The following is a 23,799-nucleotide window of genomic DNA, read 5'->3' as shown; positions in this document are numbered from 1 at the left end:
ATCTGCAAGAGATTTATTTTTAAGTATAATCTCATCATATACTCTTATCAACAAGTTTAAATCGATGAGGGGATGAAGAAGATGCTGTTTAAGTATTCAAATAAATTTAGATTCATATTGATGATTATCTTTGGTTTAATTGCTAGTTTTCAAAATATTATTATGGCCAATGTTGTGCAAACACTAACTAATATTGCTACTAATAAGAACTGGGGCAAAATTACACAATTTTTGATTATTATCATTGCAGCATTAGTTGTTACCTTAATTGCAAGCCTAGTATTTAACAGATTGAAAACTAATACAATTAAGGAAACTAACACTTATTTAAGAACACATATTTTGGGTGGAATGCTAGAAGAGTCAAAAGACGAAAATAATGATAGTTTAGGATTTTTAACTAATGATTTTAAACTACTTGAAACTAATCGTTTTAATGCTCAAATTGAAATTATTATGCAGATTTTTTCGTTAGTATTAGCACTAGGCTATGCTTTAGCAGTTAATTGGCTACTTACATTACTATTCCTAGTTGGATCTTTTATTCCAATGGTTGTTTCTAATGTTTTTCAAAAGCCTATTCAAGAATCTTCTGAAAAGTGGACTAGTGCTAATAGTAAGTATGTTAATCAGACTAAAAACTTCTTAGCAGGTGTTGAAACGCTACATTTATATGATGGTCAAAATCAGGCGGTTGCTAAAAATAAACAAACAATTTCTAAGCTAGAACAGGCATTGAGTAATATGAATCTCTTAAACCTTGATACGAACTCATGGATTAATTTTGTTGGGAATATTGTTACATTTTTGATGCCATTTCTATTTGGAATTTATTTAATTGTAAAAGGACAAACAAGTTTAGGAGCTTTATTTGCAATTGTGCAATTAGCCAATTCATTTATAAATCCAATTTTATTTATCTTAGATGATAGAAGTAAATTGTCTACTACTAAGAAGATTGTTGAGAAGGTTAATGACTTTTTAGATAAAGAAAAAGATGCAGAAAATAGAAAAGTTGTAAGTTTACAGGATTTACAAGTAGAAGATTTGATCTTAAAGAGAGATGGTAAGCAATTAGCTACTGGGATTGACTTAAATGTCAACCTAGGTAAGAAAATTGCTGTCATTGGACCATCTGGAGCAGGAAAATCGACTTTATTGCAGTTCTTACTATATGGAAAATATGGAAAAGCAGAGGCGATTAGATTAAATGATAAAAGAGTAAAAGCTGGTACATTTCCAGACTTATTCTCATATGCAAGCCAAGCACCGGTTATTTTTGCGGATAGTCTATTGTTTAATTTGACTTTAGGAAAAAACATTTCCCGGGAAAAGGTAGAGGAAGTTTGCGATAACTTGGACTTGAGCGAATTAGTTAAAGAAAAAGGCTTTGACTATCAATTAGGAGAAGCAGCCGATAAATTATCAGGTGGACAACTAGCACGGATTGAGTTAGCAAGAGCAATTTTAATGAAGCGCCCAGTGTTATTACTTGATGAAATTAATGCTTCCCTTGATAAGAAAACTTCTGATATAATTCATAAATATTTATTAGCTTCAAAGTTAACTTTTATTGAAGTGATTCACCACTATGAGGAAGATGAATTGAAGCAATATGACGAAATACTTGACTTGAAGGAACATATTTAGATGAATTGGAAGAAAACATTATTTAGTATTGGCATTATTGTAATTATATTAGTTGGAGGATTGACAATGTTTAATGTAGCTAATCAAAAAGTTGTTAATCAGGATTATTCACTTTCTAAATTTACTAAAGTAGATATAGATATTCCAACAGGAGATGTAGTTTTAAAAGCAGGAAATAAATATCATGTTAGTTACTCTGGATTAGAAAAAAATGTCCCTAAAGTTGAGATTAAAGATAGTAAATTAAAAATTAGTTTTAAGAATCAAATTACCCACATTCGTTTATTTAACTTTAAGCAATTAAATTCTAAAATCGTCATTGAAATGCCGAAAGAACAATTAGAAAGTTTAAATGTTGATAATTCAAATGGTAATTTTAGTGCTGATTATTTAGCAGTGAAAATAGGCGATATTGATTTATCAAACGGCAATATCGATATTAAAGATTTGAAGACTAAAGATGGAATTAGTTTTGATACTTCAAGAGGAAATATTAGAATTGAAAGAAGTAATGCGACTGGTTATGATCTAGATACTTCTCTTGGGAAAATTACAATTAGTGGTAAAAAATATGGTGATTCCTTTGAAAAGAATAGTGACTCTAGGAATGTTTTAGAAGCAGACACTTCTTTGGGTAGTATTTCAGTAAATTAGAATATAAAAAAACGAATTAGCTATTTGTTGATTAAATCAACGGCTAATTCGTTTTTATTTTAGTGATTTTTTATGCTACGTTTAATGTAGTAGTTCAAGATAAATGGTGAGAGGACAGTGGTGATAATAATTACCAGGATTAAACTTGAATAAATATCCTCTGGGAAGAGGTGGTGCGTAATTCCGATTTGAGCAACAATCAAGGCTACTTCACCACGTGATACCATCCCAGCACCAACGATGTTTCCCTCATTTTTGGTAAAGCCAAATAATTCACTTGAATATTTACCAGCCCAGAACTTAGATACGACAGCTAAAATTGTCATTACAATAATGAACCAAATATCTTTAATAAAACTAGCAAATGTCATTGAAAGACCAATATTTACAAAAAATACTGGAATAAAAATTGAATATCCAATTGCACTAACTGAAGATTGAACTTCTTTATATTGCGGAGTTTGTCTGATTGCAAGACCGCCAAAAAAGGCCCCTACAACCGCACTTAAACCTACAAAGTCAGCTGCCCAAGCCATTGATAAGGCAAGTACAAGTGATCCAATAACTACAGCATAATCGACTTCAATTTTTTCTGCTAATTTCATAAAATATGGTGCGATGAATTTGAAGATAATCCAGACTACAACAAAATAGATTACTTCAATTAATAAATTAAGAAAGAAATTATTAGTTAAACCACTTTTACCGCCTTCATGACTAAAGGTAGTAAATAAACTAAGCACAATTACTGCTAAGATATCATCAACCACAGCTGCTCCTAGAATAGCTGTACCAGCTCGGGTATGAATTTGATTAGCTTCTTGCAACACGACAACTGAAATTGAAACACTAGTAGCCGCAAATACAATTCCGATAAATAGGGCTTCAAGGAAGTTCATTCCAAATAAGTAGCTTGCAATTCCCATGAAGAAAACTGGTAGGATAACGCCAATTCCAGCAACAGTGAAACTTAGATTGAAATATTTCTTCAATAATTCTAAGTTACTTTCTAGCCCAGCTAAGAACATCAACAGAATTACACCAAACTCTGAAAAGAGCGAAATGATTTCGTTTGGCTTAACTAGACCTAAAATGGCTGGTCCTAATAAGATTCCTGATAATAATTGACCAATAACTGCTGGCATATTAAGACGAGAAAAAAGTTGTCCTAATAATGTAGTAGCCAGCAGAATTAAAATTAATTCTCCTAAAAAGTGCATTTCTTTCAACTTTCTATAACTTTGTGGCAAAATAAAAAACTTTCAAGCGCTTATTGACCCAAATAAGCAAATCTTGAAAGTTTTAAATAAAACCCAACCACTAATGAAAAATATTTAACTAAATTTTAGTTTAGCTAAAAACTTTCTTGGTTGCAAACTAGTTTTTTTATTTTTCTAATCCTGTTTGTTTAGGATTGGTTGGCTTAGTTTTAGCAAGAAGAGCAAGCAAGATAGTAACTAAGTCGACTACTTCTTGTAAAATTGCACCCCAGAATGCTGGAATGATACCGGTAAAGGCAATCAATTCAATTAAGATAACGATACAAATTGCGGTAATAATATCAACGTGGGCAACTTTCATCGTATGTTTAGAAATTGCGACAGCATCGTTAACTTTAGAAATATCATTAACCATAATAACTGCATCGGCACTTTCGCTAGCAGCGGTTGCACCTTTAGCACCCATAGCGATACCAACATCAGCAGCCATTAAACTAGGTGCGTCATTAACACCATCTCCAACCATGGCAACTGGTCTGAGATTAGGTTTAACATCTCTAATAGCCTGAATCTTTTGAGCAGGAAGCAAATCAGCGTGAACTTCGCTTTCTCTAATTCCGGCTTCTGTAGCAACTTTGTCGGCTACAGATCTACGGTCACCAGTCAGCATCATAATTTGCTTGATACCTTGACGGCGAAGACGAGCGATTGTTTCTGGGGTGTTTTTTCTGATTTGGTCTTGGAAAGTAATATATCCAGCAAATTTATTGTCAATTGAAACAAAGACAGCTGTTGATTGAACTGTGATTTTTTCTTGATCAGGATCAACGTAGGCAAGTTTACCAACTTTTACTAGTTTACCGTCTACTTCACCGCTAACACCCTTAGCAGTAGCCTCTTTTAAGTTGGTAACTGGTTTAATTAAGTTTTTATCTGTGCTCTTTACTAATGAGGTTGCGATAACGTGACTTGATTGTTGTTCAACGCTAGCTGCCAAACCTTGTAATTCTTCTTTTGAAATTGAGCTATCTTTTGCTAAAACGACTTGGTCAATAACTAGTTGGTTTTCGGTTAAAGTACCGGTTTTATCAAAAGCAAAAGTTAGGGTACGAGATAACTTTTCAAGCGTAGTACCAGACTTTACAATAATGTGGCTACGCGACATTGAACTCATGCCTGAAACCATTGCAACTGGCGCAGCAATTAACAATGGACAAGGCGAAGCAACAACCATAACTTGTGCAAAACGTAAGAAGTGACCTTGCCAACCTAGTGCTGGATTAGTTACAGCAGAAGTAATCATAGCTGCAATACCAATAATTAAAGAAATAATGGTAAATGGTACAGCGTAGCGGTCAGCCATTTTAACGAATTTAGCAGGTTTTGCTTCTGAAGACTTAACTAAGGCGACGATTGATTGATATTCAGAATCTTTAGCAGCTTTAGTAACTTTCATTTCTACTGCTGCATCCCCATTAATTGATCCTGACATTAAGTCATCGCCGACTTTTTTATCTACTGGAACTGATTCACCAGTTAATGAAGATTGGTCAAAACTAGAATTACCTTTAATGATTTCTCCATCAACAGGAACTTGACTACCTGGCTTAATTAAGACAATGTCGCCAATCTTTAAATCGTCAACTTTAACTTCTTCAATCTTGCCATTGACTAACTTATCAGCAATTCTTGGTGAGTTTTGTAATAAAGAACGTAGTTCCTTGTCTGCTTGACTGGTAGCGTAATCTTCAAGTGAGTCACCACCGGTAAGCATGATTAAAATCATCCAAGCTGCCCAATAGTCGCCAACAATCATTGTTGAAATCACGGCAATAATTGCTAAGATATCTACACCCCAGCGTCCTGATTCAAGCGTATGAATCATTTCACGGAGCATTGTAATTGCCATAAAAATTCCGAAGATATCAATTAAGATACCTGAGATTGGCCATGTACCAATTTTAGGAGCTCCACACAGAAAGTCTAAAATTGCTGCAATGACACCAATTCCGAGAATTGTGAAAAATTTCCATTGATGTCTCATTAGCTTTACCTCCAACTAAATTAACAATAATACTAAAACATTATTACTATACCACTTAATAGATTAAATTTAAGCAATTTAGCTTGCTTCGCTCGGATCGCTCTTTTTAGTAATGTCATATTTATCATCAATTGAATGAGTTACGTAATTAAACGCCTTAATCCATTCTCTTCTTGTAAGTAATCCTTGAAAAATATTGTTGTCATTTACAACTGGAATAAAAGGATTATCGACTAAAAGATGCAGCTGCGTTTCAAGATTAGTATGGGCAAAATTGATCGTTTCGAAGTCTGTTTGCATTACGTCTTTGACTTTCAAGTCTGATAAAGGTTCGATAACGATATTATCAGGCGTTAGCATCTTATCTGTAATCATTGATAAGCTAATTAAACCAACTACTTTTTGATTCTTATCTAAAACTGGAATTTTTGAGTATTTCATTTTAGTAAGAATTAAAAATGCATGGTAGAGTGGATTTTCATCTTCTACGAATGCAATTCTGGAGGCAGGGATGATAAATGAGCCTGCTTTTTCTTCAATCAAGGATTGAATTGATGGTGAGAACATAATAATCCTTCCTATGCTTAAATAATTAATTTCTAAAATTTGTATTCCCTTTCACTTCTATTATAGGAAAGTCTTGGAAATAAGCCCACAAAAAAATCCGCGCTGGGAAAGACGCGGATTTCAGATATATAAGTATAGGATCAGTCAAAGACTGATAAATGTATTCAATCTACTTGGAGGAGTAAGAATGAAAATAAAAAGTTGGATGTTAATGCTAATAGCGATGGGGTTTTTGTTTTCCCCCGTTGCTATGGTTTATATATTAGAGGGAAAATGTGAACAAATTGTGACGTTTTTTATTAAAAAAGTTAAATTTGTTAAAGAAGTTGGGATAAATTATAAACTTGCGCTCCAAAGATTGTTTCCTAACTCATTTAGAGAGAGGAGTTTATTGTATAGCTTTTCTTCTTCAGGAGTAAAAGTGATATTATCAGAAAATTTTATAACTGGTACGCGATTGAAGAAATATTGGAGTTGACCCGTGAAAGCAACACCGTTGCTTGATTTGATAGTTGTTAGACTATCTGTAAGAAAGTTAGTAAATTCTGAATTTGGATTTGTTTCATTAAGTAGGTCAGTTAACCTGGTCATTGTAGTAATAATTTCATCTTTAGAAACCATCTTTTTCACCTTCTGTATATTTTAATAAATTTAGAAATTATTCTTTGTAAGATAATCGTATTATGAAAGCTGACTTTATACAATTATTTTTTAATAAAAATATAGGATTGGTATGTCTTTTATTAGGAATAAAGCTTAAGTTGATTCGTTGCCAAATATGCTACGTATTTTGGCATAATATTGCCAGTGGGAAAATCATTATTCTGAAAATTGGTATGATATAATTTATATATAAATGAAATCGCTTTTATCATGATCAAAACATAATATTTTTTGCTAGGCTAGAAAGTTGGTATTGTCAAAATGGAGTATCAAGAATATATCAGCTTGCTTGAAGCGTTCAGATTAAGTTTGACGGCTGAAAATAATCCTAACGTTGTTCAAATAGTTGATCAAATAAATGAAACTATTGCTCATTTAAAAACAGGAAAATATCATGCAATGGCTTTAACACAAGAGGTTTTTGAAGTAATAGACTTAGTAAATAAAGATATGGCGTTCAAGGGCTTAAAAATGAATCCATATCAAAGTAAAGCTTGGAATAGATTAAAGGAAAAGTCGTATCAGAGTTATTCACAGGATAGGAATGCTTTGGGATTTTCTGGAGCGTTTGGAGTGAATTAATTCTAGTCTTGGTGAGTAAGGATGGAAGCAAAGGTTAAAGAAGCAATTGTATTGCTTAAAAATTTAGAATATCAATTAAAGCATGAGCCATATGGAGATTTAAATAAATTTACTGATTTTGCTGAATTATATCAAGTTATTGATGAAACAATATCTGATTTACAGAATAAGAAGTATGAGGGAATAACCTTATCTGTTCGAGTTGGAAAAACAATGAGCTACATTAATGATGCACTTGCTTTTAGAGGACTGCGTTTTTCCAAAAAACAATCTGAAGCATGGAATTTGTTTGTGCATCCAACAGATGAAAAATTGCAAAAGAACGAAATAATATTCAAATTAATTAATCAATTTGGTGTCTGGTGAGAACTGATGAATACACAAGAATATATCAGCTTGCTTGAAGCATTCCAGTTAAGCTTAACCGCTGAAAATAATCCTAACGTTGTTCAAATAGTTGATCGAATAAATGAGACAGTAGCTAACTTGAAAACAGGAAAATATCATGCTGTTGCTTTAACATCGCAATTATTTGATGTTGTTAGTTTAGTTGAAAATTTAATGGCGTTTAATGTCTTAAATTTGAATACTTTTCAAAGTAAGGTTTGGAATAAATTGAGGGATGCCACCTATCAAAGATATACTAAAGACGGTAACTTACTTAATTTCATTCCATTCCCTTAATAATCATCAGTACAAGAAAAGAGAATCCATAATCAGGATTCTTTTTTTAATGCGTTAAAAAGAAAACGACCTATGCTGGGAAGTGCATAAGTCGTTTCAAAGATAGATAATCAGCCTTTAAGCTAATCTTGTTATTATTCAATCTACTTGGAGGAGTAAGAATGAAAATAAAAAGTTGGATGTTAATGCTAATAGCAGTGAATTATTATTAATCCACTACTACAATTAATATATTATAGTACAAACTAGAACCAAATATAATATACTTGCTTAATTTTTTATTTTCATATAGTAAATGGACTGTTCAGGTATAATATCGAATTAAGGAAGTTGTTTATTAGGTAGGGAAAGCTAATGAAAAGATTTTTAAAGATTCTGTTTAAACTAATCTTAATTTTGGCAATTATTGCTGGGGCTAGTTATGGCGGTTACTATGGCTATCAGCAATATCAAAAGCGAGAACAGGCAAAAGCAACGTTTACTTCTAGACCTGATGTAGAAAAGGCAAAGGATGGCACAAGCATTAGCCCAGGTCATCATAATTTGGCTTACTTTAAGAAGTTATTGAATGAAAAGTATCCTGATGTCTATAGTGCAGCATATGAAACGCCACGTGCTAGTAAAATTGGTAGCAGTGTCGTAATCCCAGGACAAGTTGTAACGCCAAGCTATGATTTCAATAAAAAGAAAATTACAGACGCAGATTCGATGACTCCTCAAGGATTAACTGTAGCGGGGAAGTACTTATTAATTACAGCTTACGATTCAACACATAATCATCGCTCAGTTATTTACTGTTTAGATAAAAAAACTGGTAAATATTTGAAGACTATTCAGGTTTCTGGATCTCCGCATTTAGGTGGTATTGCTTATGATCCAACTGCTAAAAATATTTGGGTAACAGGTAGTCAAGATGATTCTTCGGCCCTAATGTCTTTTTCATTAAAGAAACTAGAGAAATACAGTTATAATAAGAAAAAGCAACCTATTCAATATGACAATGTCATTGCTTTGCCAACGATTGAAAGAGCATCTTGTGTAACTTATTATGATAATCAATTGTTTGTTGGCTTTTTTAATACAGATGGACAAGGACAAATTGCTAGTTATCCTATTGCTCGTTCAGGGAACTTTAAGGGAACAATCACTAGTGACCAAATTAAGGCAGTAACTGGTCAAGTATCTTGGGCCTTAGGTTCTGGAAGTGCCTCAATGGATCGACAGATTCAAGGAATTGCCTTTTATCAAAATTGGATTATTTTGAGTCAGTCTTATGGAAGCAAGGATTCTAAGTTATACTTTTTCCCAATTTCAGCTTTAATCTATCTAGATGAAGGAAATGCAGAAAAAGTTGTAGTTATGCCGCCATATTTAGAACAAATTTATGTTCAAAATGGTCAGCTATTAATGTTATTTGAATCTGGTGCAAAGGCTTATGCACGTGATCAAATTATGATTGTCGATCGAATTTTATCAGCAAATATTAATGCCTTATTAGGGGGTTAAAATGGTTAAGAAGATAGCTTTTTGGGTACGATTAGCAGGCTGGAGTGGCTTGATATCAGGAAGTAGTGTTTTAATGCTGTATCAATATTCGCATAGCAGCTTGTTTTTAATAAACCTTATTACAATTGTTTTATTCTCGGCCTATGCTTTAGCAACTGCCAATGATAAAAAGTGGGAAAATCCTGATTGGCTTTTAAAGGTAATCTTAGTAGTGTTAGTGTTTGTTTCGATTTTACCGACTATTTTCTTAGGAATTGGTTATTTTATTGAAAGAAAACGTAATCAATAATAGTGAACTATCCATAACTAAGGCTATTTTTGGTATAATTACTTCTGTTCATGCTATTTTTCTAAGAAATAGTAAAAATGTTAACCTGTTTTATAACAATGTTGTAAAATTTAGAAAAAAGATTACGAGGTGTAAGCATGGCAGAAAATAAAGATAAGCAAAATAATACAAAGAAAAAAGAGATCGGCCTATTCATTGCCAAAACTCTCTTTTACTTTGCAGTGCTTGTAGTGCTAGTTTACTTGTACTCATATAGCGGCATTGGGGCTGCAAAATTTATTTATAAAGATTTCTAGAACTGAAAGGGTCGCATTAAATGATTAAAGATGTAATCAAGACAATCGATCAAATTGCTACTGAAGATCCAAAGCGGATCGCCTATGATTATCTTGGCGAAACTAATACTTATGGAGACTTGAAAGCTCGCTCAGATGCATATGCAGCTAAGATTAGCGAATTAGATCTTCCCGAAAAAGCCCCAGTAATGATTTGGGGTGGTCAAACCTTTGAAATGATCGCCAGTTTTCTTGGTGCTGTAAAAGCGGGACATGCTTATATTCCAATTGCTAGTTATTCTAATAGTGAACGTTTATTAATGATTCAGGAAGTTTCTGAATCACCTTTGGTAATTGCAATTGATAAGCTTCCAATTGAAATGGATAATATCAAAGTTTTAACTCCTGAGGAAGTTTCTGACAATCACGCAGAGATTGAGCAAAGTAAATTTGTAAGTGGGGATGATAACTTCTATATTATCTTTACTTCAGGTACTACCGGTAAACCTAAGGGTGTGCAAATTAGCCATGATAACTTGCTGAGCTTTGTAAATTGGGAGTTAAATGACTTTTCACTTCCAGATCAACCTAGTTTCTTAGCACAAGCTCCATACTCTTTTGACTTATCTGTCATGAGCTTATATCCTGCTTTAACTGCAGGTGGCAAGTTAGTAGTGTTACCTCATGATGTAACTGAGAACTTAGGTCAGTTATTTAAGACTTTGCCACAATTAAAATTTAATGTCTGGGTTTCAACACCATCATTTGTAGAGATGAGCTTTTTAGATCCAACTTTTGACGCGAAGCACCACCCAGAATTAACTCATTTTTTATTCTGCGGTGAAGAATTAAGTCATAAAACAGCAAAAATGCTTAAGATGAAATTCCCAGATAGTCATATTTTCAACACTTACGGCCCTACAGAAACAACTGTTGCTGTTACTCAAGTAGAAATTACTGATGATATTTTGAGCAAGTATGATCGCTTACCAATTGGTGTTTCTAAAGAAGATACTAAAATCTCAATTGATACTTCAAAAGGTGAAGAAAAGGATCAAGGCGAAGTTATTATTGAGGGACCTAGTGTTTCAAAAGGCTATTTAAATAACCCAGAAAAGACTAAGGCTGCTTTCTTTAAAGACGGAGAGCATTCAAGCTACCGTACTGGAGATTTAGGATTTTTAGATGGCGATATGCTCTTTTATCGCGGAAGAATAGATTTCCAAGTTAAGTTCAATGGCTATCGTATTGAACTAGAAGAAATTAACTTCTATCTCGCCAAGAATCCATTAGTGCGTTATGGCGTTGTTGCTCCTAAGTACAATAAAGACCACAAGGTTCAACAACTAGTTGCTGTAGTTGAATTAGCTGATGGAGTGCGAGAAAAGTACGATGATGCTGAATTGACTAAAAAGCTACGTGAGTCTTTAAGTCAAGATATTATGCCATATATGCTTCCTCAACGCTTTATCTATCGTGATGAAATGCCAATTTCTCAAAACGGTAAGGTAGATATTAAACAAGTAATTAAGGAGGTAAATAACGCGTGATCAACATTCAGCCATATAGTAATCCGCGTTACTTCGTCATTCTTTTTATTGCGCTTTTGCCATTAATTATTGGTTTATATCATGGTCGGCGCTTTAAGACTTATGAAGCTTTCGTTTCATTACTATTCTTGTTTTTGATGTTTAATGGTAAGGACTGGATACAGGGAGTCCAACTGATTGGATATATTATTTTCCAATTTTTAATTACTTTTGCTTATCAAAAGTATGTTAATTCTGGAAAGAATAAGACCTCTGTTTTTTGTTTAGCCGTTATCTTAGCAATTTTGCCTTTAGCAGCGGTAAAGATCGCACCATTAGCACACAATAAGACTGCTGATTTAATTGGATTCTTCGGAATTTCATATTTAACTTTTAAGACAGTGCAAGTTATTATGGAACTTCGCGATAAAACTATCAAAAAAGTTGATCCAATTACGTATGCAAGATTCCTCCTCTTCTTCCCAACTATTTCCTCAGGTCCTATTGATCGTTATCGGAGATTTAAGGAAGACTATGATAAGGCGCCAGAGAGAGACAAATATATTGAAAACCTAAAATTTGGGACAAGATATATTTTCCAAGGTTTCTTGTATAAATTTATTATTGGTTATGTCTTTGGTACTTTGTGGTTGCCGCAATTAGCTAGAGATGCACTATTTTATGGTCAAGCCAATGGTGGTCTACGTTTATCTTGGGCTCTTCTTGGTTATATGTATTGCTACAGTATGTATCTCTTCTTTGACTTTGCAGGATATTCTTTATTTGCTGTAGGTACTTCATATTTCATGGGAATTAGAACTCCGATGAACTTTAATAAACCATTTATTTCTCAAAATATTAAAGATTTCTGGAATAGATGGCATATGACTCTATCTTTCTGGTTCCGTGACTTTATCTTTATGCGTTTTACATTCTTTGCAATGAAGCATAAATTGGTAAAGAATAGAATCAGATTATCGCAACTCGCATATTTAGTAGATTTCTTAATTATGGGCTTTTGGCATGGCTTAACGTGGTACTATATCGTATATGGTATTTACCATGCTTTGGCAATTATCATCAACGATATTTGGCTAAGATTTAAGCGCAAGCACCGTAAGCAAATTCCACATAATAAGTTTACTAAGTGGTTTGCGATCTTCTTAACATTTAATGTTGTTTGTTTCAGTTTCCTAATTTTCTCAGGTTTCTTGAGTACATTATGGTTTGGCTGGAAGTAATTTATTATTTTTGAAAGGATTTTCTTAATTATGGATACAAAGCAAGCTGTTTTAGATATTTTAAATGAATTAACTGGTGAAGATTTAAGTGATCAAATGGATGAAAACATTTTTGAAAATGGTTTGTTAGATTCCATGGCAACTGTTCAAATGTTACTTGAATTACAAGATAAATGTGGTGTTACTGCACCAGTTTCAGAATTTCACCGTGAAGATTGGGACACTCCAAATAAAATCATTGCAAAGGTAGAAAGCTTAAGAAATGAGTAATAAACGCAAACTGTGGCAGATTTTTGGCCCAGTTCTTTGTGCTTTCATTTTGCTAGTGATCTTATTTTTGATTCCATGGCAAAATGGTGAAAAGTCAGATAATGCTTTATTTAAAGCTTCAGTTTCACAATCTCAGACTGTTTTTAAGGGACAATCAATTAAGCAAGCCGCTTTTGAAAAAAACTATGTTCCATTTTATGGCTCTAGTGAATTATCAAGAATGGATGCTTTGCACCCAAGTGTTTTAGCTTATAAATATAAGAGAAATTATCGACCTTTCTTATTGGGAGGACCGGGAAGTCAATCATTAACCCACTTTTTCACTATGCAAGAAACAGTAAATCAACTTTCTAATAAGAAGGCTGTATTTATTATTTCTCCGCAGTGGTTTACTAAACAGGGACAAAATCCAGCTGCTTTTGGCATGTACTTTTCTCAGCTTCAAGCTGTTGACTGGATTTTAGGTGCTAAAGATAGTGTTGCTACGCGCTATGCTGCAAGACGTTTATTAGATATGCCTGCTGGCACTGCTAGTGAAACTACGAAGTATGCCTTAATGACATTAGCTTCAGGACAAAAACTGTCTAAGTATCAAACCTTATACTTGAAGGCTAGACGTCGAATGCTAGCTAATGAGGATAACTTCTTTTCTTCTATAGGGATGACTAACAATATCCCTAAGATTCAAAAAGAAGCTGGTAAATTACCAGGTACTTACGCATATGATAATTTGCGTCAATTCGCTAATGAACAAGGTAAGCAAGGTACTACGAACAATAAATTCGGTATTTCTAATGGTTTCTTTGATAAGAAACTAAATAATAAGCACTTAAAGAAGTTAAAAGATTCCCAGCGAAGCTTTGACTACACTAAGTCGCCAGAATATGCTGACTTTGAATTAGTATTAAATGAGTTAGCTCATGAACATGTGAATGTCCTGTTTATTATTCCACCTGTTAATGAAAAATGGGCTAAGTACACCGGCCTATCTCAAACAATGTATCAAGAGTGCGTTGCTAAAATTACTAAACAACTTACTTCTCAGGGCTTTAACAATATCGCCGATTTATCAAAAGATGGTGGAAAGAAGTTCTTCATGGAAGATACGATTCACCTTGGCTGGAACGGTTGGTTAAAAGTAGACCAATATGTTAAGCCATTTATGGAAGAAAAGAACCATCCGGTTAATTACAAACTTGATAGTTACTACTTCACTAAAGCCTGGGGTAATAAATCTGACGTAAAAATGCCAAATACTAAAAGTAAGGTAGCGACAGATATAAAAAAAAACTAGCACAGGCAGGAATTATTGGTAACGTCTTGGCGATTAAGAATAATAAAGTAATTCTTAATGAGTCAACTGGCTATGCTAATATCAGTAAAAAAGTGCGTAATACGCCGAAGACTGCTTTTTTCATTAATTCAGTCAATAAAGTTTTTACTGGTACTTTAGTTATGAAACAGGTTGAGCGAAAGAAACTAAAGCTTAGTGACAAATTATCGAAATTTTATCCTCAAGTTCCGCATGCTAATCAAATAACGATTGAGCAGCTTCTAACTATGGAGGCTGGTTTACAAGGAAAAGATGAGTCAAATTATGGAACTCCTGTCTTCAAAAACAACCAAGCAGGGATTAAGTATGACATCAAGCACAATGTAATTTTTGATAAACGGCACTATAATCAACGTGTATATTCGTCAATTAATTACATTTTGTTATCAGGTATTTTGGAAAAAGTAACTCATCGTTCTTATGAAAACCTTGTGAAAGATACTTATATTAAAAAATTGGGTCTGTCTGAAACTGAGTTTTATTGGGATATTCCTAAGAATAAGCAAATTAAGGTTGCAATCCCTTATACAAAGAGCTCTCAGGGATACTTAGTCCCGCACTTTATCTCAGCTGATAAGGTACATGGGGACTTAGGAGCAGGATGCTTGGTAATGTCCAATAAAGACCTGTATCGAGCTACTAGTGCTATTTTAAATGGAGAAATAATCAAACCTTCTTCAGTACAAAAAGCCTATACTCCTTCTGATCCTGCTAAGTATAATGCTGGTTTTTACAATTTCCCTGATTTTCATTCTTCAAATGGTTCTGGAGATGGTTACACAACATACTATCGAATTTCTAATGATACAAGGGATGTATTAGTGATTCAGTCTAATTATCCGGTTAAGGATTATTTTAAAGTAAGACAGATGTGTAATGATCTTATGGAAAATTTGATAAAGGCTACTTCATAGAGATGGAAACATGTTTTCCATCTCTTTTTTGCCATTTAAGCATCGCTAAAACTGGTTGTGTAAGTAAGATTGCTGTGCTAAGATTTACCTGTACCGTTGTAACAAAGTGCGTTTTCTACGGTAGCGAAAACGTCGCTTTTTATTTGGTCAGAATAACGGTACCTAACACTGTGTGAGCCTGATTCCGATGTTGGTGGAATTAGGCTTTTCTTATGAAATTAGATAAAATAAAAGATCGCTATTTAGCGATCTTTTTCTTGTTATAGGCATTAATCATTGCAAATAGAAGGACGGAAATTAAAACTAGAATGGTACAAAAGATAAATAAAACTAAGTAAGAAAAATTATCAATTACTAAGGCACCAATTAGTGGTCCCAAAGCACGACCAGCTGAAGTAACTGATTGGACGATACCTTGATATTTTCCCTTATCTTTATTACTTGCCCGATCATTAACAAAAGTGGAGACAGCAGGAAAGGCTAAAATTTCTCCGCAAGTAAGGACAGCCATAGCTAAGACAAAGCTGAAATAGTGATTTGCTCCGATTAGCAACAAGAAAGCTAGTCCAAATAGACTAAAGCCAATATATAAACGACCGTGTAAGTGCTGAGTTAGCCAATCGTCGAAGTAAGTTAAAAGAGGTTGAATGAGTACGATTAAAACAGCATTTAAAGTCCAAAGCAAACTGTATAAACGCACACTCATATGTAAGCCTAACATGTAGGAAGAAATGTTCGAGTTCCATTGCTCATATGCAATCCACGCTGCTAGAACACAAATTAAGATAGAGAAAATAGCTTTTTTTGCACCATAGGGAATTTTTTCTTGATATTCTGATTCAGCTACTTTTTTACCTTTTGCAGCATGAGCCTGATTTAAACCGCGATATTCAAGAAAAACCACGATACTTAAGAATGCAAACATAATAAAAGCAAGTAGAAAGATATAAGTAATACCAAAGGGTAAAATAAATCCAACCATTAACGAGCCAAATACTAGTCCTAGGTTTTGTGTAAAATATAAAACATTAAAAACATAAGAAGCATTTCGACTCCTAATTAGAGTAGCGATAGAATTTAGACCAGTAACTACGATCCCATTCCCTAAGCCTAGAGTAATTAACAAGATTGGATATGCTGGCCAGCCATGAAAGAGGACTAATAAAAAAGTGGATAGTGTAGAAATGCTTACACCAGTTAAAAGCGTTTGATATGGATGCCACTTATCAAATAAAAAGCCACCTAGTGCATTTCCTACCATTGTAAAAGCTGAGTTAATAAATAATACAATACCAGCTATAGTAAGCGTTTCATGAAGATAATTGTGAATATAAATTGTAGTTAGTGGCCAAATAAAACTAACGCCGGTATTGATGATTAAAGAACCAGCAAATAGCCAAATTAACTTAATAGGGTCTAGCGCATGCTTTTTTAACATGGGTGTTCCTCCTTTTAAATTAAGATTTATCGTATAAAAAGAAGCTGACGTTTGTCAGCTTCTTTTTAATAATGCTACTTTCATTTTGACCTAAGATAGTCTTTTATGCAATCCATATTAAGCATCGCCGTTCATCCAGCTGCTATTAAAATTACGAAGAACTTCATCTGCTGGAAAAGCATCTTTTCCTGTATGCTTTATTGCTTCATGAACTTGCTTTTGTGTTAAATGATCGCAGATATAATATTTAATTGCTTCATTAATTACTGAGTCCCAATCCTTTTCGGAACGATTTAAGTAGTAATTGAGTAGACGGTCAGTTTCATCATTAATAGAAAAACTTCGTTTAGCCATAATTTTTCTCCCTTGTTATCTTCTTTATCATTATATCATGTTCTTTATCGAGTCAATGATTCCCGAATTTTGTATTTTTTGCGATATTTTAATGAAAAATGATAGGTTTCTTTTTATATTTAATTTAAACTAAAGGTTAGACTTAAAGAACTAAGGATTAGAGAAATATGGAGAAAATAATTTTTAAAACTATCGTTCGACTTCGGAGACTAGCGTTTTTTAGAGTGGCAGATCGAACTTTGATGATGCTAATGCCTTTGGCCGTTGTCGGAAGTATTTTCCAATTTTTATGGCAGAGTGTTTTTTCACCTACAAGTTTGATATCAAATATTTTCTATTTTGATAAATGGTTGCCTGACCATTTGTTTAATGCGGCATGGTATTCCTGTCAAGGCGTTACCAGTGTAATATTTGGCACTTTTGGTTTGTTTACCGCCTATTTTTCAGCTCAGTATACTGCTCGTCTTTATCAAAAAGATGCTCAAATGGCTGGAGTTTCAGGAATGTTAGCGTTGCTTTTGTGTGCGTATCGTTTTAGGGACACGAGAGATTTTCAGCTTTCTTTTAATTGGCGTTTTTTAAATATTAATAGCTTTTTATTTGCCCTTTTAATAGGTTTTGGTACTGGGCTTATTTTTAGATTTTTAGGAGTTGAGTATCACCATCGGCATACAGAGAGTGCACAGCAAATTAAGCAAAGAGCCTTTGATTCTTTCCGCCCAATGCTTGCAACTTGGGTAATTGGCTTAATAGTTGGAATTTTAACTAGTTTGGTGCATGTGCGTGTAGTAGCAACTAATTTTTATCAATTTTTCCAAAGTCAAGGTCAGAATAATTTAAACTTAGGAGTATTTATTCCTTTCTTGCTCTTGGCACTTCTACTTAATTGGCTAGGAATTGGTCAACCTTTAGCATCTTTGACGGCAGGTAGCGATAGTGCGACTAATGTTGCTAATCTGAACTATGCTTTAACTCATGGTTCAAGCTGGAATGTACCTAATCCTTATATTGGTAATTCTTTATATCAATCTTATGGAAAATTTGGCGGTAGCGGTTTAACTTTAGTTTTATTAATTGGTATTTTAATTTTTATTAAAAAAAGCAGCATTGTTAGAGTGGCACGCTGGAGCTTTATACCGACATTATTCGGTTCTAATCAGGGTGCTTTTCTAGGTATACCTATTATGCTTAATCCACTATTTTTATTTCCATATGTAATTTTGCCAGTTATGAATATGCTTTTAGCTGCTAGCATGATTGCGGTCCATTTGGTTCCAGCTTCGGCTTATAATGTCTTATCTGGCACACCAGGCCCCTTAGTAGCATTTATTGCTACAAATGGAACGTGGCAAGCTTTAGTATTTTCGATGTTACTCTTTGCTTTGGATATTTTGTTATATTTACCGATCATTAAAATGTCTAAGGATGTCCAGGATGAAATTGATTTGTTAAATGATAAGGAGGCGGGGTATAAACATGTTAAATAAAAAAAGGGTGTCAAAAAACCGCCTACTTTTACTAGGAACATTTATTTTTTTAATAGTTTTGTCCATTCCTACTTTTTTCTGGATCAAAAGTGCCAATCATGATTTAGCTGAAAGAAGAAAATCACAAATGTCACCAGTCATTATGATTCCGGGCTCTAGTGCTACGACTGAACGATTTAATGAATTAGTTAATTTACTGAATAAAGATACTTTTAAAAAGCATAGTTTATTGAAAATTCAAGTAAAAAAGGATGGAACGCTGAAATATAGTGGAAAAATCAACCGTAATGATAATGAGCCTTTTATTGTTGTAGGTTTTGAAAACAATCATGATGGCTATGCTAATATCAAAAAACAAGCTGGTTGGTTTGATGAAGCATTTGCGCAACTTAGTCAGCAGTACAAATTTAATAATTTTAAGGCCTTTGGACATTCTAATGGGGGATTGATTTGGACTTATTGGCTAGAAAATTATTATGACGATTATAGTGATGAAATTCGGATCAAGAAATTAATGACCTTAGGTACTCCGTATAACTTTAATGAAAGTAATATTGATCATAAGACTGAAATGTTAAATGATTTTATTAAGAATCGAAAGAAAATACCACAGAACTTAGATGTATATTCTGTATCAGGCGGACAGAATTATGAATCTGATGGGTTGGTTCCAGAAAGTAGTGTAGCTGCAGGAAAATATATTTTCCAAAATCAAGTAAAACATTATACTACGATGACTGTTACTGGAGCTGATGCTCAGCACTCATCATTGCCGCAGAATAAGCAAGTAGTTCAGCTAATTGAACAATACTTGCTTGAAAGCACTATTGGAGATAACACGCAAGGAAATGGTCAAAGACCAAGAGGAAGTCGAAAAAAGCAAGACCAAAAGTTAAATAATTAAAAGATTGGAAAAATAATAAAAACAAATAATTTAGAAACAAATCTGACATATTAATTCACAAATTATTTAAGCACAATGCACTTTGAATAGCGTATTGTGCTTCTTTTGTTCACAAATTAAAATAATCTGTGGAAAAAACATGATATAATATTTGGCTTTCTGTGGATAACCTGTTATAATAAAAAATGTGAGTAGTTAGCACTCATTAGTTACAAGTGCTAAAATTTTTGAGAATATGAGGAGTGTGTAAAGCATGGCATACTTTGACAATGGAAACTACAATTTTGATGATTTGTTTAATGAATTAAACAGAGACTTTTTCAATGATGGAAGAATGACCAATGGTCAACAACCAATGAGATATAGTGCTGGTCAAGCACCTCAACAAGGAGCACAAAATGGCCAACAACAAAAGGAAAAGCCAATTGGTGTTGATTTAACTGAACAAGCTAAAAAGGGTAAATATGATCCTGTCATTGGACGTACAGCTGTTATTGACCAAGTTATTGAAATTTTAAGTAGACGTAAGAAGAACAATCCTGTTTTAACTGGACCTGCTGGTGTTGGTAAAACTTCAGTAGTTGAAGGCTTAGCTCAAAGAATCGTTGATGGAGACGTTCCTGAAAAACTTAAGAACGCCCACATTATTGAGTTGAACATTAATGAGTTAGTTGCAGGTACTTCTCTTCGTGGTAGTTTTGAAGAAAAATTAAAGAAGATTATTGATAAAGCTAAGGGTGACAAGAATGTTATTCTCTTTATCGATGAATTACATAATATTGTTGGGGCAGGTTCTACTGACTCAGAAAACAATTCTGGGGATGCTGCTAATATTTTGAAACCAGCATTAGCAAGTGGTGAAATTCGTCTGATTGGTGCAACTACTACTAGTGAGTACCAACAAATCGAAAAGGATCCAGCTTTAGCTAGAAGATTCCAACCAGTTCAAGTACCAGAACCAACGATTGAAGATGCTGTTCAAATTTTGAAAGGCTTAGCTCCAAGATATGAGAAGTATCACAATGTAAAATACGATCCAGAAGCATTAAAGCTTGCTGCTGAACTTTCAAATCGTTACATCAATGATCGTCATTTACCAGATAAGGCCATTGATTTAATGGATGAAGCTGGTGCTAAGAAGTCCTTAGGGATGGATCAAAAGGATGAAACTTCAATCAAGAATAAGATTCATGCCTTAGAAGGTAAAAAGGCAGAAGCAGCTAAAAATGAAAAATATGATGAAGCTGCTAAGCTTAAGAAAGAAATTGAAGACCTCAAGAAAGATCTCAAGACTGCGGGTAAAGCTAGTGAACTTAAAGTTACACCAGAAGATATGTACTCTTTGATTCAAACTAAGACTGGTATTCCAATGAGTGAAATTAATGCAAATGAAGCTCAAAAGAACGCTAACTTAGCTGCTGACTTGAAGAAGGTTGTCATTGACCAAGATAAGGCCATTGATATCATCACTGATGCAATTGCTCGTAAGCAAGTATTTAAGGATTCTAACCGTCCAACTGGTTCATTCTTACTTACTGGTCCTACTGGTGTTGGTAAGACTGAATTGGCTAAGCAGTTAGCAATTAAGTTGTTCGGTAAGGCTGATGCCTTAGTACGTTTGGATATGTCAGAATACCAAGACCAAATGGCTGTTAACAAGTTAATTGGTTCAGCACCAGGTTATGTTGGTTATGGTGAAGGCGGACAATTGACTGAAAAGATTCGTCACCAACCATATTCTTTGATCTTGCTTGACGAAATTGAAAAGGCAAACCCACAAGTCTTCAATGCCTTACTTCAAATTATGGATGATGGCCGCTTGACTGACGCACAAGGTAGAACAATTTCCTTCAAGGATACTATCATCATCATGACTTCAAACGCTGGATACTCTGATAAGTTACTTAAGGGTGACGATCAAGATGCTTTACGTAAGGCACTTGAAGTTTACTTCAGACCAGAATTCTTGAACCGTCTTGATGCAATTGTGCCATTCAATTCATTGACTAGCGAAGATATGCTTAAGATTTTAGATCTTTACTTAGCTAAGATGGAGAAATCACTTGCTAAGAGAAACATCAAACTTCATGTTACTGCTGATGCTAAGAAGTACTTGGCTAAGAAGGGATATGATAAAGAATTCGGTGCTCGTCCATTGAGAAGAGTTGTTGAACAAGATCTTGAAACCCCAGCTGCTAAGTTAATTGTTTCTAAGCCTGATACTAAGGAAGTTAAGTTCACCATCGACGATAAGCACTTATACTTAAATGGTGAAGTACTTGAAGACGTATTGTTTGATAAAGAAACACGCGAACAAGAAAAGAAAGACGTTAAAGAAGCTGAAAAAGCTGATAAAAAAGAAAATAAATAGTTAATACTATTTTGCTTGAAAAGAGACGGTGGATTAATTCACCGTCTCTTTTTTTTAATTAATTTTAATTATAGGGTAGAATTCCCGACAAAATCAGGTATAATAATTAAAAATAAATTAAGGAGAATTGGAATGAAAAATTTCTTTAAGAAAGTTCCAGTAAATACTTTTTTAAAAGCGGATTCTCGCTTAACTAGACATTTAAATGCACGTGATTTAGTTGCATTGGGAATTGGGGCAGTTATTGGAACAGGTATTTTTATTTTACCTGGTCATGAAGCTGCTCAACATGCTGGACCTGCTGTTGCGATTTCGTTTTTGTTAGCGGCAATTGTTTCTGGTATGGTTGGAATGGCATATGCTGAGTTCTCCTCTGCTATGCCAGTGGCTGGATCTGCTTATTCTTTTGGCTCAGTGATTTACGGAGAAATTGTGGGTTGGATAATCGGATGGGGACTACTATTAGAATATTTCTTGGCTGTTTCTGCCGAAGCAACAGGTTTTGCTTCTTATTTTAATAATAATATTTTGGCGCCAATTGGTATTCATTTGCCTAAGGCTCTTGAAGCGGGACCAATGGAGGGCGGAGTAATTAATCTTTCTGCAGTCTTGATTGTCTTGATTGTAGCTCTAATTTTATATCAAGGCGCTAATTTATCGAAACGGGTAGAAAACATAGCAGTAATTATTAAGGTTGCTATTATCATTTTGTTTATTGTGATTGGACTTTTCTATATTAAGGCAGAAAATTATGTTCCTTTTTATCCTAAGAAATTTCAAACTCCGCCATTAGGAATGGGTGGAATTTCTACAGCAGCAGCGACAGTATTCTTTGCTTTCATTGGCTTTGACGCTTTAGCAGCTAATAGTGCTGAAACTAAAGATCCTGCTAAAAATGTAGTTAAAGGAATTATGGGAACAGTAATTATTGCAGTATTACTTTATGTTAGTTTTTCTTTAGTTTTGACTGGGATGGTCAACTATAAGCGATTAAATGTTGACGATCCAGCGGCATATGCACTAAAAGTTGTCGGATTAACTGCTTGGAATAAGTTAATCACAGTTGGGGCGTTGGTAGGAATTTTTACGGCAATGATTACAATGCTCCTAGGTGGATCAAGATTACTCTATGCTTTAGGAAGAGATGGATTATTACCTGACTCAATGGGGAGTGTACATGCTAAAAAGATGATTCCTGATCATGCTGTAATCGTTTCTACTATAGTAGCAGCTATTTTTGCTGGGTTAGTCCCATTGATGGAATTAGCGTCTTTAATAAATGCTGGCACTTTAATTGCTTTTGCTTTAATATCTTTTGGAATTATTCCGCTTCGTCATAGAAAAGATATTGTAAATAATGGATTCAAAATGCCATTTTATCCGGTTTTACCAATAATATCTGGATTGCTGAGCGTATATTTCATCTGGATGCTGCCAAAAATGACAAAAATTATGGTAGGAATTTGGTTAATAGCTGGAATAGTTGTATATGTAACGTATGGTGTAAGACATTCTAAATTACAAAAACAATAAAAGGTCTCACAAAATGAGACCTTTTTTAGCACTCTAAAAAAATATTGCTAATTTTTAGAAAAAAGGGGTTGACGAAAAGGAGAAAAGTCTGTAAAGTAATACATGCTGTTTGAGGCAAGCAAGAAGCAGAGCCAGGAGGCAAAGCGAGAAGCTTGTCAAGAGAGCAGAAAGATGATAATATTATAAAGCTGTCATTTGAGAGAGATGAGAAAGAGAAAAAAGCTTGTCAAAACTCAAGAGGCATGATATAATATAAAAGTTGTCACACGGCAACGGTAGTACCTTGAAAAC

At 34.0% G+C, this 23,799-nt stretch carries 23 protein-coding genes and 1 other annotated feature; of the genes, 17 read left to right on the top strand and 6 right to left on the bottom strand.

Annotated elements, in window-relative coordinates; genetic code table 11:
- Positions 1 to 72: 72 nt before the first annotated feature.
- Together F3I00_RS09710 and F3I00_RS09705 are read left to right on the top strand one after the other, a co-directional pair.
- Complete coding sequence (locus tag F3I00_RS09710) at positions 73 to 1,650, top strand: ABC transporter ATP-binding protein (RefSeq protein WP_024272989.1); 1,578 nt, start codon at positions 73 to 75, stop codon at positions 1,648 to 1,650.
- Positions 1,651 to 2,304 (top strand): DUF4097 family beta strand repeat-containing protein, encoded by a 654-nt coding sequence (locus F3I00_RS09705; protein ID WP_020807633.1) that lies wholly within the window; start codon positions 1,651 to 1,653, stop codon positions 2,302 to 2,304. It abuts the gene before it with no gap.
- A gap of 59 nt (positions 2,305 to 2,363) precedes the next feature.
- Here F3I00_RS09705 and F3I00_RS09700 read toward each other — a convergent pair whose 3' ends face one another.
- The 4 genes from F3I00_RS09700 to F3I00_RS09685 all read right to left on the bottom strand — a co-directional run bounded on the left by F3I00_RS09700 (position 2,364) and on the right by F3I00_RS09685 (position 6,756).
- On the bottom strand, positions 2,364 to 3,524 hold the full coding sequence (locus F3I00_RS09700) for a cation:proton antiporter (protein WP_020807632.1): 1,161 nt from the start codon (positions 3,522 to 3,524) through the stop codon (positions 2,364 to 2,366).
- A gap of 48 nt (positions 3,525 to 3,572) precedes the next feature.
- Positions 3,573 to 3,623, bottom strand: a sequence feature (sodium ion sensor (DUF1646 type); this cis-regulatory element may regulate processes involved in with the transportation of sodium ions).
- 67 nt (positions 3,624 to 3,690) lie between these two features.
- Positions 3,691 to 5,568, bottom strand: a complete 1,878-nt coding sequence (locus F3I00_RS09695) for a heavy metal translocating P-type ATPase (protein ID WP_159311086.1) — start codon at positions 5,566 to 5,568, stop codon at positions 3,691 to 3,693.
- A gap of 78 nt (positions 5,569 to 5,646) precedes the next feature.
- Entirely contained in the window at positions 5,647 to 6,135 is a 489-nt protein-coding gene (cbpB, locus tag F3I00_RS09690) for a cyclic-di-AMP-binding protein CbpB (protein WP_020807630.1), read from the bottom strand.
- A 336-nt stretch (positions 6,136 to 6,471) separates the two neighbouring features.
- On the bottom strand, positions 6,472 to 6,756 hold the full coding sequence (locus F3I00_RS09685) for a hypothetical protein (protein WP_081275670.1): 285 nt from the start codon (positions 6,754 to 6,756) through the stop codon (positions 6,472 to 6,474).
- A gap of 303 nt (positions 6,757 to 7,059) precedes the next feature.
- On the opposite strand from F3I00_RS09685, the gene F3I00_RS09680 reads away from it, so the two are divergent.
- The 11 genes from F3I00_RS09680 (at position 7,060) to F3I00_RS09630 (ending at position 15,421) form a co-directional block, all read left to right on the top strand.
- Positions 7,060 to 7,380, top strand: coding sequence for a hypothetical protein (locus F3I00_RS09680; RefSeq protein ID WP_020807628.1), 321 nt, complete (start codon positions 7,060 to 7,062; stop codon positions 7,378 to 7,380).
- Between the two features lie 21 nt (positions 7,381 to 7,401).
- Entirely contained in the window at positions 7,402 to 7,746 is a 345-nt protein-coding gene (locus F3I00_RS09675) for a hypothetical protein (protein ID WP_020807627.1), read from the top strand.
- Positions 7,747 to 7,752: 6 nt separating this feature from the next.
- Positions 7,753 to 8,064: a hypothetical protein gene (locus tag F3I00_RS09670; protein ID WP_020807626.1), complete on the top strand. Its 312-nt coding sequence runs from the start codon at positions 7,753 to 7,755 to the stop codon at positions 8,062 to 8,064.
- A gap of 354 nt (positions 8,065 to 8,418) precedes the next feature.
- On the top strand, positions 8,419 to 9,570 hold the full coding sequence (locus tag F3I00_RS09665; protein WP_020807625.1) for a YncE family protein: 1,152 nt from the start codon (positions 8,419 to 8,421) through the stop codon (positions 9,568 to 9,570).
- A 1-nt stretch (position 9,571) separates the two neighbouring features.
- A complete protein-coding gene (locus F3I00_RS09660; RefSeq protein ID WP_020807624.1) occupies positions 9,572 to 9,859 on the top strand; it encodes a hypothetical protein in 288 nt (95 codons plus the stop codon).
- A gap of 137 nt (positions 9,860 to 9,996) precedes the next feature.
- Positions 9,997 to 10,155: a teichoic acid D-Ala incorporation-associated protein DltX gene (locus F3I00_RS09655; protein WP_003649824.1), complete on the top strand. Its 159-nt coding sequence runs from the start codon at positions 9,997 to 9,999 to the stop codon at positions 10,153 to 10,155.
- Between the two features lie 20 nt (positions 10,156 to 10,175).
- Entirely contained in the window at positions 10,176 to 11,684 is a 1,509-nt protein-coding gene (gene dltA, locus F3I00_RS09650) for a D-alanine--poly(phosphoribitol) ligase subunit DltA (RefSeq protein WP_003649825.1), read from the top strand.
- Complete coding sequence (gene dltB / locus F3I00_RS09645; protein WP_003649826.1) at positions 11,681 to 12,904, top strand: D-alanyl-lipoteichoic acid biosynthesis protein DltB; 1,224 nt, start codon at positions 11,681 to 11,683, stop codon at positions 12,902 to 12,904. Before dltA ends, dltB begins: the two co-directional genes overlap by 4 nt.
- A gap of 30 nt (positions 12,905 to 12,934) precedes the next feature.
- Entirely contained in the window at positions 12,935 to 13,174 is a 240-nt protein-coding gene (dltC, locus tag F3I00_RS09640) for a D-alanine--poly(phosphoribitol) ligase subunit DltC (protein WP_003648200.1), read from the top strand.
- Entirely contained in the window at positions 13,167 to 14,468 is a 1,302-nt protein-coding gene (dltD, locus tag F3I00_RS09635) for a D-alanyl-lipoteichoic acid biosynthesis protein DltD (RefSeq protein WP_003650905.1), read from the top strand. The genes dltC and dltD overlap by 8 nt, the downstream gene beginning before the upstream one ends.
- A 26-nt stretch (positions 14,469 to 14,494) precedes the next feature.
- Positions 14,495 to 15,421 (top strand): serine hydrolase, encoded by a 927-nt coding sequence (locus tag F3I00_RS09630; RefSeq protein ID WP_020807622.1) that lies wholly within the window; start codon positions 14,495 to 14,497, stop codon positions 15,419 to 15,421.
- Positions 15,422 to 15,659: 238 nt separating this feature from the next.
- Here the strand turns inward: F3I00_RS09630 and F3I00_RS09625 are convergent, their stop codons facing one another.
- Together F3I00_RS09625 and F3I00_RS09620 are read right to left on the bottom strand one after the other, a co-directional pair.
- Positions 15,660 to 16,859 carry an MFS transporter gene (locus F3I00_RS09625; protein WP_003650907.1) on the bottom strand — a complete coding sequence of 400 codons (1,200 nt, stop codon included), beginning with the start codon at positions 16,857 to 16,859 and terminating at the stop codon, positions 15,660 to 15,662.
- 117 nt (positions 16,860 to 16,976) lie between these two features.
- On the bottom strand, positions 16,977 to 17,213 hold the full coding sequence (locus tag F3I00_RS09620; RefSeq protein WP_003649831.1) for a hypothetical protein: 237 nt from the start codon (positions 17,211 to 17,213) through the stop codon (positions 16,977 to 16,979).
- 167 nt (positions 17,214 to 17,380) lie between these two features.
- Here F3I00_RS09620 and F3I00_RS09615 point away from each other — a divergent pair, with 167 nt between their 5' ends.
- The 4 genes from F3I00_RS09615 to F3I00_RS09600 all read left to right on the top strand — a co-directional run bounded on the left by F3I00_RS09615 (position 17,381) and on the right by F3I00_RS09600 (position 23,508).
- Positions 17,381 to 18,700 (top strand): PTS transporter subunit EIIC, encoded by a 1,320-nt coding sequence (locus F3I00_RS09615; protein WP_024272987.1) that lies wholly within the window; start codon positions 17,381 to 17,383, stop codon positions 18,698 to 18,700.
- Positions 18,690 to 19,604 (top strand): alpha/beta hydrolase, encoded by a 915-nt coding sequence (locus F3I00_RS09610; protein WP_003649833.1) that lies wholly within the window; start codon positions 18,690 to 18,692, stop codon positions 19,602 to 19,604. The genes F3I00_RS09615 and F3I00_RS09610 overlap by 11 nt, the downstream gene beginning before the upstream one ends.
- A gap of 253 nt (positions 19,605 to 19,857) precedes the next feature.
- Positions 19,858 to 21,975, top strand: coding sequence for an ATP-dependent Clp protease ATP-binding subunit (locus F3I00_RS09605; protein ID WP_020807620.1), 2,118 nt, complete (start codon positions 19,858 to 19,860; stop codon positions 21,973 to 21,975).
- Between the two features lie 132 nt (positions 21,976 to 22,107).
- A complete protein-coding gene (locus tag F3I00_RS09600; RefSeq protein ID WP_020807619.1) occupies positions 22,108 to 23,508 on the top strand; it encodes an APC family permease in 1,401 nt (466 codons plus the stop codon).
- Positions 23,509 to 23,799: the final 291 nt, after the last annotated feature.

It is taken from the genome of Lactobacillus sp. JM1 (assembly GCF_009834385.1).
Taxonomy (GTDB): Bacteria; Bacillota; Bacilli; order Lactobacillales; family Lactobacillaceae; genus Lactobacillus; species Lactobacillus paragasseri.
This window is presented reverse-complemented; position numbering and strand designations above follow the sequence as displayed.

Excerpts from the sequence above, each read along its gene's own strand:
- F3I00_RS09675 (WP_020807627.1), top strand. The coding sequence starts at position 7,402 with ATGGAAGCAAAGGTTAAAGAAGCAATTGTATTGCTTAAAAATTTAGAA.
- dltC (WP_003648200.1), top strand. The coding sequence starts at position 12,935 with ATGGATACAAAGCAAGCTGTTTTAGATATTTTAAATGAATTAACTGGT.
- F3I00_RS09680 (WP_020807628.1), top strand. The coding sequence starts at position 7,060 with ATGGAGTATCAAGAATATATCAGCTTGCTTGAAGCGTTCAGATTAAGT.
- F3I00_RS09705 (WP_020807633.1), top strand. The coding sequence starts at position 1,651 with ATGAATTGGAAGAAAACATTATTTAGTATTGGCATTATTGTAATTATA.
- F3I00_RS09665 (WP_020807625.1), top strand. The coding sequence starts at position 8,419 with ATGAAAAGATTTTTAAAGATTCTGTTTAAACTAATCTTAATTTTGGCA.
- F3I00_RS09600 (WP_020807619.1), top strand. The coding sequence starts at position 22,108 with ATGAAAAATTTCTTTAAGAAAGTTCCAGTAAATACTTTTTTAAAAGCG.
- F3I00_RS09625 (WP_003650907.1), bottom strand. The coding sequence starts at position 16,859 with ATGTTAAAAAAGCATGCGCTAGACCCTATTAAGTTAATTTGGCTATTT.
- F3I00_RS09710 (WP_024272989.1), top strand. The coding sequence starts at position 73 with ATGAAGAAGATGCTGTTTAAGTATTCAAATAAATTTAGATTCATATTG.
- F3I00_RS09615 (WP_024272987.1), top strand. The coding sequence starts at position 17,381 with ATGGAGAAAATAATTTTTAAAACTATCGTTCGACTTCGGAGACTAGCG.
- F3I00_RS09660 (WP_020807624.1), top strand. The coding sequence starts at position 9,572 with ATGGTTAAGAAGATAGCTTTTTGGGTACGATTAGCAGGCTGGAGTGGC.
- cbpB (WP_020807630.1), bottom strand. The coding sequence starts at position 6,135 with ATGTTCTCACCATCAATTCAATCCTTGATTGAAGAAAAAGCAGGCTCA.
- F3I00_RS09685 (WP_081275670.1), bottom strand. The coding sequence starts at position 6,756 with ATGGTTTCTAAAGATGAAATTATTACTACAATGACCAGGTTAACTGAC.
- F3I00_RS09610 (WP_003649833.1), top strand. The coding sequence starts at position 18,690 with ATGTTAAATAAAAAAAGGGTGTCAAAAAACCGCCTACTTTTACTAGGA.
- dltD (WP_003650905.1), top strand. The coding sequence starts at position 13,167 with ATGAGTAATAAACGCAAACTGTGGCAGATTTTTGGCCCAGTTCTTTGT.
- F3I00_RS09695 (WP_159311086.1), bottom strand. The coding sequence starts at position 5,568 with ATGAGACATCAATGGAAATTTTTCACAATTCTCGGAATTGGTGTCATT.
- F3I00_RS09620 (WP_003649831.1), bottom strand. The coding sequence starts at position 17,213 with ATGGCTAAACGAAGTTTTTCTATTAATGATGAAACTGACCGTCTACTC.
- F3I00_RS09670 (WP_020807626.1), top strand. The coding sequence starts at position 7,753 with ATGAATACACAAGAATATATCAGCTTGCTTGAAGCATTCCAGTTAAGC.
- dltA (WP_003649825.1), top strand. The coding sequence starts at position 10,176 with ATGATTAAAGATGTAATCAAGACAATCGATCAAATTGCTACTGAAGAT.
- F3I00_RS09700 (WP_020807632.1), bottom strand. The coding sequence starts at position 3,524 with ATGCACTTTTTAGGAGAATTAATTTTAATTCTGCTGGCTACTACATTA.
- F3I00_RS09605 (WP_020807620.1), top strand. The coding sequence starts at position 19,858 with ATGGCATACTTTGACAATGGAAACTACAATTTTGATGATTTGTTTAAT.
- F3I00_RS09655 (WP_003649824.1), top strand. The coding sequence starts at position 9,997 with ATGGCAGAAAATAAAGATAAGCAAAATAATACAAAGAAAAAAGAGATC.